Here is a 6,666-nt window from a genome sequence, read left to right on the forward strand (position 1 = left end):
TAATTGAGAACTTTTTTGGAGTGCTTAAATCAGAATTATTTTATCTAAATGAATATAACTCGGTATCGCAATTACATTCTGAGATTAGAAAGTATATTAAATATTATAATAGGGATCGAGTAAGGCTTAATTTAAATGGAATGAGTCCGGTGGAATACCGAACTCATTACCTTAAAAACATTGCATAACTTCGTCCAACTTCTTGGGGTCAGTCTATAATAGGACTTTTTAAATCACAATAGTTTTGAGATATTTAGGTTCATATGAAAAATGAGCTATAAAAAGCAAATGTGTTATTCATAAAGCTCTCTGTTTAGTGAAAAGGTCAAAAAAAACAATCCTCTTCTTAATCAGCCAAATTTTCAAATTAACAACAGATGAAAAATCAAATTCATTATCAATTGGTTTTAAATAAATAATGAGTGCAGAAGCCATTGCAAAAAAGAATGATCCTAAACCTTGTATTACTCCTATTGCAAGGTGAAAAAGTATTCCTAAAACTAACATTCTTTGTTTATTCTGTTTAGACATAACCAGCGCCATAAAAAGAAATAATTCCAGAATTACACTTCCCCATGTGATCAGCGATATAATAATGGGTGACTTTAATAAAGGTAATACTATAAAACTAAACCAATAATTACTTCCAAAAATGGGATCTTTAAGCCAATACCAAAGAGCAGTACCATTCACCCACTCAAAAACATTAAATTTCGCGGTTGCAGCATTTAGGTAAATAATTGCTATTTGAACTTTAATGATTAATATTAATGAGAAACAGAAAGATTTTGAATAGAATTTTTTCGTTGATTTAGATATAATTGATTTTGACCAATGCCATTTGCGATTATCGAATAAGCCAATAGGAAAGAAAAATAAAGAAAGTACTCCCGATACCTGATCACCCCCATCTGGAGTCGTTGTGTAAAACATGAAACTTGTTGTGATCCAAAAATGGAAAAAAGAACTATAGCGTGGTCGCCAGCCAATAATAATTATTCCCAAAAAGAAAATAGCCATCCATCTACCTATCTCTGGATGGCTTGAAAATAACTGAAAAAAATTAGCTTTATAATATAATGTATTAACCAAAAAGACATCCCTTTGAATTATCTGAGGGAATAATAGATCTGAAGAATTGAATATTAAGGTCAGAAAAGTTCCTAATGCAAGCATTGATCTAGATAAACCGTATACATTTGTCCATGGACTTTTGTTATTAATGTATGTTATGTTTTTTTGCAACAGTCGATTTATATTCAACATCTATTTTCGTAAATTTAATTTCTTGTCCTATTTTTCCTTCGTAATCTCTAAATGCCCAGGGAATCAGCGTCTTCCTGACTACGATAATCTGACCGTTAAGTTTTATACCTGGTACACTATCTATAAAAATTTGGTTACTTCTAAATCTCTTGGATCGATAATTAACAACAGACAAAGAATCACTGTATTTGTACCAGGTGATCTTTCTCTTAGCTAATAAGTTCATATATATCAGATTAACTAAACGTCCATCCCTTTTCAAACCAAAAACATTTTTAATAGTACCATTTCTTATTCTTGAATCCTGAATTAATTTGCCACTATCGTTAACAAGAAAGAAAGTCCTTGTCTCTCTCGGATTTCTTGTAAAAAAACCCCATCCTTCCGGTAATAACATCTTAATCAAGTGACTTTTTTTCAGAAATGTCTTATTAATTGGATTATATGGAAGTGAAACAGATAAAACAGTTATAAAAGTGCAAACCCAAAAAAAAGTCAGAAGAATAAGAAAAAAACTTTTTTGATAACTATAAAAGTATTTATGCACTTAGTTAAGTTTAAAATTATCACTAATTGTTGCAAACATGTGTTCTGCATATAATGCATCTTTATCTGTCGCATTTAAATCCGACGCGCTACTAGGTTCAACTACTAATGGAACTGCTATTATTAAAACAGCCGCAACAACTGCTGCAACACTTAAAAATATCAATAAATATGACTCAGTGGCAACTTTAGTCCCATAATCAGGATCTTGTATGATATTGGTTTTTTCACCATTATTTTTCACTTCATCGCTTTTTAAATACATATTCTTCAGAATTGACCTATACTTATCTGTTTTAAATTCCATTTTTTTTTCATTGGATGACATAGATTTTGTTTTATTCATATCAGAACGAATTTCGTCAATCTTATCCTTGGTAAAAGAGGTTCTAACTTTTGAATAATCAATTTTTACCGCTTCGCATACTAATTTTACGGCCGAAATCATAGAAGTTCTTACAAGGCCAACATTCCCACTTTGGATATTATTTTTAAAAGCTCCAAAAAATTCGGGATGTTTTAAGCTTATATAAGATATTATTTCTTCTTTCACATTCTTTAAAGCCTGCTTCTCTTCTGACGTTGTAACGTAGGAATTAATGTTAGAGGAAAATTCTGATATTTTTCCTGCGACCTCACCTGTACCAAAGAATATCCCACTAAAAAGTTCTTCTCCAGAATAGGATTTCGAATTAATTGCATCCTTGGAGCAACTTTCAAGCATAAGAATAAGTGCAAGTGGAAATACCACATACCATTTTGTTACTAATGTTCTTAAATTTTTCATATTAATATATTTAATGTATTATAAGGTTGCAATTAAATAAAGATCTTTCATGATAGTAGCTCCTGTAGCAAATCAAAAAGCGCTTGTCCTTTTGCACACCCAAAGAAGTTATAACCAACTATTAAATAGATTATTTTATATGAAAAATCCTGAAAATATTTTACTCTAACAGGTTGACAAAACATTCCAAAATTCTTAATAAAATTTCTGGGATAATTTTCATCGAAACCTCTATAAAGTTCTGTTATCTCGGATAACCTAATCTCTAACTCTACGTCGCCATCTATCTTCATAAGATCTTCAGTAACAACCAAGTAACCTTCATGATTATGAATAGGGGGAATACCTGAAAACTGCGCAGCCATATGATCAAATACATTTTTTTGATTTAACTCATAATCTGAGCTCCATAAAACATTAGTCTCTAATAAAATACACATATCAAGATTACCTTAAAAAACATTTACAATAAACATAATAAATGACAACATCTAGTAAATATAATAATTAATTACAATATTATAATATTAAATCTTATAATTAATTTAATATTTATAAAAACCAAAGTATTACATATAATAAAACGATGACTTCATTCGGTCAAAAAAGCCAATTTTATTACAACGATTTTATATATTTAATAAATCTTAAAAAATAATTACATACTTATGAAAAGAATATTTTTAACAATGATAATTCTATTGACAGGATTCTATGTTTCATTGGCACAATCTGAGTCAAGTATTGAAACTATACAGAAGTTTTCCAAATTCTATAAAGACCAACAAATAGATAGTGCATTTACATTATTTTCACCAAAAGTTCAAGCAGCCTTAAAGATTGAAGGAACCAAGCAACTTTTCGCACAGATCAAATCTCAATTGGGTGAAATTGTGAGAAGCAGAGCAATCGGCACCCCTGTAAATGAAATTCAAGAATACAGATTAACATTTGAAAGGCCTTTAATTGATTTAGCATTAATGATCAATAACAAACTTATTGTAGGGATACTTCAAAAAGCTGTTGAAAAAGACAAAGGCGACATTGCAGATTTAGAAAGCCCAGATAATTTCACTGTTAATAACAGTTTCGGAGCACTTTATGGTACCTTAGTTATCCCAAATAAACAGACTGAGAAAATCCCAGTAGTAATATTCATATCAGGTTCTGGCCCAACAGACAGAAATATGAACCAAGGGAATTTAATTCGAACAAACTCCTTCTTATTACTTGCAAATAGCCTTGCCGCCAACGGAATTGCCTCATTGAGGTACGACAAAAGGGGGGTCGGTAAAAGCGAGGGAGCCCTTAAATCAAATAATATTGAATTAAATGATTATGTGAACGATGCCGAACTATTCATTAAAAAACTAAAAGCTGATTCAAGATTTTCAAAGATCATAATTCTTGGTCATAGTGAAGGTTCCACTATTGGAATTTTAACCGCAAAAAAAACAAAAGTAAATGCTTTAATTTCTCTATGTGGCCCATCTAGTGATCTAGGTACTATTTTAAGAAAACAGTTAAAAACATTACCAGATTCGAATTACACTATAGCATCTAAAATTTTGGATACACTACAAACTGGTAAATTAATTCATCAAAAAATTTCCTCACCTACATTAGTTGCACTTTTCAATCCAGTTGTCCAACCATATTTGATTTCATCCATGAAATACCAGCCCTCTATTGAGCTTAAAAAATTGACGATACCAATTTTTATATTGGGAGGCACTGAAGATCAGCAAATAGGAATTGAAAATACTGAGCGCCTTGCTAAATCAAATCCCAAATCCCAATTACTTTTGATTAAAGGCATGAACCATGTATTAAAAAGTACTACCGGAAAAACAACTGAAAGCTATACGAACCCTGACCTACCTTTACATGGAGGCCTTGTTTCAAGTATTACGAAATTCATAAACAACTTACCCAACAATTAGACACATCATTCTCCAAAGACCGCAATTAACTATAAATTATATTAAAATTTAATACTTAGAAAAATAGTAGCATAATAACATAAATATTCAATTGCAAATTATCTATATTTGATATATACACTTAAAAAACATTTTTATGAAAAGGAAAATCTTTAAAGGAATTAAAATTAAGTACATCATTTTATCCACAGGGCTTTTAGTTGGACTGTTTTTAGGATTTAGATCTGACGACTCCAAAACAGTTTATCATGATATTAGCAACACCATTACTGGTGAGACACTATTTAAAGGAATCTTTTTTGGGGATCAAAAAATTAGTCAGTTTTTGCCAGAGTTGAATACGATCAGGGCAGCTAAAGAAAGTAGCGACAACAATAAAATTGTCACACAACTGTTGCATAATATTAATAAAATCAACCCAATATTTTTTGATACGTTTAAATCAAATATTGAGAGTGGGGATCCGAATTTAGTCGATCAATCATTAATTAATGGCATGAAAATTATAGATCAGATACTGAATGATAAACGAATATTCAATCAAAAAAAAGAGAATATGGTGTCTCCTACAAATGATATTCCACAAACAGGAGAATATTTTGTTGTTTCACCTGTACTTGATGTACCCGGACCATTGATGCATATGGTTACACAATACACCGATTCAGACCCTAGCCTATTGGCTAAAAAAGGTATAGAAAGAGAGAAACTCGTTGCATATCTAACCGATACTTTAAAAAAATAGATCTTTAATTATAAATTTTCAAAGCAACCTATTGGTTGCTTTTTTTTTATCAAAAATTTTTCTAGGAAGAATATTTTTCCAAATTCGTTGTCAATCCATAAATAAAGTAATAATCCAGCACTCATGGCAAAGAAAAATGAGATTAACCCATGAATTATGATTATAAAAAAATGAAAAGTAAGCCCCAATATCAGAAAAAAATATTTCGCTCGATTACTCATTAAGATGCTCATAAACAACAGAACCTCCAATAATATAGAACTCCAGGTAATCATTGCCACTCCAATAGGGTTTGCCAAAATAGGATCTAAAATAGGCCGTATCCATTCAGACATACCGAAAATTGGATCGTTAAACCAATAATATACAGCAGTTCCATTACTCCACTCTTGATTTGGCATTTTACCAATCGCTGCATGAAAATATAGCAAGCAGATCTGAAGTTTGATAATAATGTGGAAACAATTCGCTATCAGATATTCGAAGTTACCAAAACTTATATCTTCCTTTTTCTTAGCCTTATTCCAATGCCATTTTCTATCATCACATAATAAAACAGGCACAAGTAGTAAAGTTAAAATTGAAGCTATCTGATCTCCCCCCTCTACAAGTCTTACACTGTTAAAAAAACTCACACAAATCCAAAAGTGGAAAAGACAAACATACCTAGGTCTCCAACCTGAAATAACTATAAGAAGAATGATAATAGCAATGAATTTCGCGACATATAGATGATCAAATCCAAATAGTGAAAAAAAATTTATGTTCTGAAAAAGATCTTTATTATTGAAGGAGTCAGTAAGATTAATTGTCTTAGTTTTAAACAAAACTTCATCATCGTTAGCGATTAAAGTCAGTAGAGTGGACAATGCTAAAATTGTTCGTGCTATGCCCAAACGATAGTTGAATATATCTTTTTCCGTTAGATATATTATCAAAGAATCTATTCTTTTATTTATTCGAACAATCCACATAGAATCTTATATATTTCGATGGCATTTCAACTGATTTGTATTTACTCCTGTGAACGGCAATCATGAATGCAGGGTTTTTGGCAATTAGGAATACATAACATTCGGCAAGAATGCTACATAGAAAATGGCAAGAATGAATGCATAGTCCGTTTCAAAAGTAATGCAATAATTTTAAGATTCAAAGAACGTTTGCCTGTTCTCCAAACGATGGCTTTCTCCAGTTAGATTAATGATTTCGCATCGAAAAAGAAGTCTATCAAGAAGCGCAGTGGCGATCACCTCATCATCTAACATTTTTGCCCATTCAGTAGGTTTTTTATTGGTTGTAATGACAATTGATGTTGATTCGTAGATCTGATTAATAAAGTTGAAGAAGGCAACTGCAAGGTTCTTCTCCAGGGGGAA

9 protein-coding genes are annotated in these 6,666 nt (G+C 31.1%); 3 read left to right on the plus strand and 6 right to left on the minus strand.

Annotated elements, in window-relative coordinates:
- Positions 1-2 precede the first annotated feature (2 nt).
- On the plus strand, positions 3-188 hold the full coding sequence (locus LY11_RS27350) for an IS3 family transposase (RefSeq protein WP_111636516.1): 186 nt from the start codon (positions 3-5) through the stop codon (positions 186-188).
- Positions 189-297: 109 nt separating this feature from the next.
- Here the strand turns inward: LY11_RS27350 and LY11_RS26130 are convergent, their stop codons facing one another.
- From LY11_RS26130 to LY11_RS26145, 4 genes are read right to left on the minus strand one after another with little or no spacing between them, the layout of a single operon-like run.
- Complete coding sequence (locus LY11_RS26130; RefSeq protein ID WP_245952893.1) at positions 298-1,176, minus strand: sporulation-delaying protein SdpB family protein; 879 nt, start codon at positions 1,174-1,176, stop codon at positions 298-300.
- A gap of 43 nt (positions 1,177-1,219) precedes the next feature.
- Positions 1,220-1,813 (minus strand): SdpA family antimicrobial peptide system protein, encoded by a 594-nt coding sequence (locus tag LY11_RS26135; RefSeq protein WP_111636518.1) that lies wholly within the window; start codon positions 1,811-1,813, stop codon positions 1,220-1,222.
- Positions 1,814-2,599, minus strand: a complete 786-nt coding sequence (locus LY11_RS26140) for a hypothetical protein (RefSeq protein ID WP_111636519.1) — start codon at positions 2,597-2,599, stop codon at positions 1,814-1,816.
- Between the two features lie 47 nt (positions 2,600-2,646).
- Entirely contained in the window at positions 2,647-3,039 is a 393-nt protein-coding gene (locus LY11_RS26145; RefSeq protein WP_111636520.1) for a hypothetical protein, read from the minus strand.
- Positions 3,040-3,267: 228 nt separating this feature from the next.
- Between LY11_RS26145 and LY11_RS26150 the strand changes: the two genes are divergently transcribed.
- The gene (locus LY11_RS26150) at positions 3,268-4,542 is read left to right on the plus strand and encodes an alpha/beta hydrolase (RefSeq protein ID WP_111636521.1); all 1,275 of its coding nucleotides are present in this window, start codon (positions 3,268-3,270) and stop codon (positions 4,540-4,542) included.
- A gap of 136 nt (positions 4,543-4,678) precedes the next feature.
- Positions 4,679-5,287 (plus strand): hypothetical protein, encoded by a 609-nt coding sequence (locus tag LY11_RS26155; RefSeq protein ID WP_111636522.1) that lies wholly within the window; start codon positions 4,679-4,681, stop codon positions 5,285-5,287.
- 8 nt (positions 5,288-5,295) lie between these two features.
- On the opposite strand, the gene LY11_RS26160 is transcribed toward LY11_RS26155, so the two are convergent.
- Together LY11_RS26160 and LY11_RS26165 are read right to left on the minus strand one after the other, a co-directional pair.
- A complete protein-coding gene (locus LY11_RS26160) occupies positions 5,296-6,261 on the minus strand; it encodes a sporulation-delaying protein SdpB family protein (protein ID WP_111636523.1) in 966 nt (321 codons plus the stop codon).
- A gap of 171 nt (positions 6,262-6,432) precedes the next feature.
- The coding region (locus LY11_RS26165) for an ATP-binding protein (RefSeq protein WP_170132791.1) at positions 6,433-6,666 on the minus strand (234 nt) is incomplete at its 5' end.

This window comes from Pedobacter cryoconitis (genome assembly GCF_003259615.1).
Classification (GTDB): Bacteria; Bacteroidota; Bacteroidia; order Sphingobacteriales; family Sphingobacteriaceae; genus Pedobacter; species Pedobacter cryoconitis.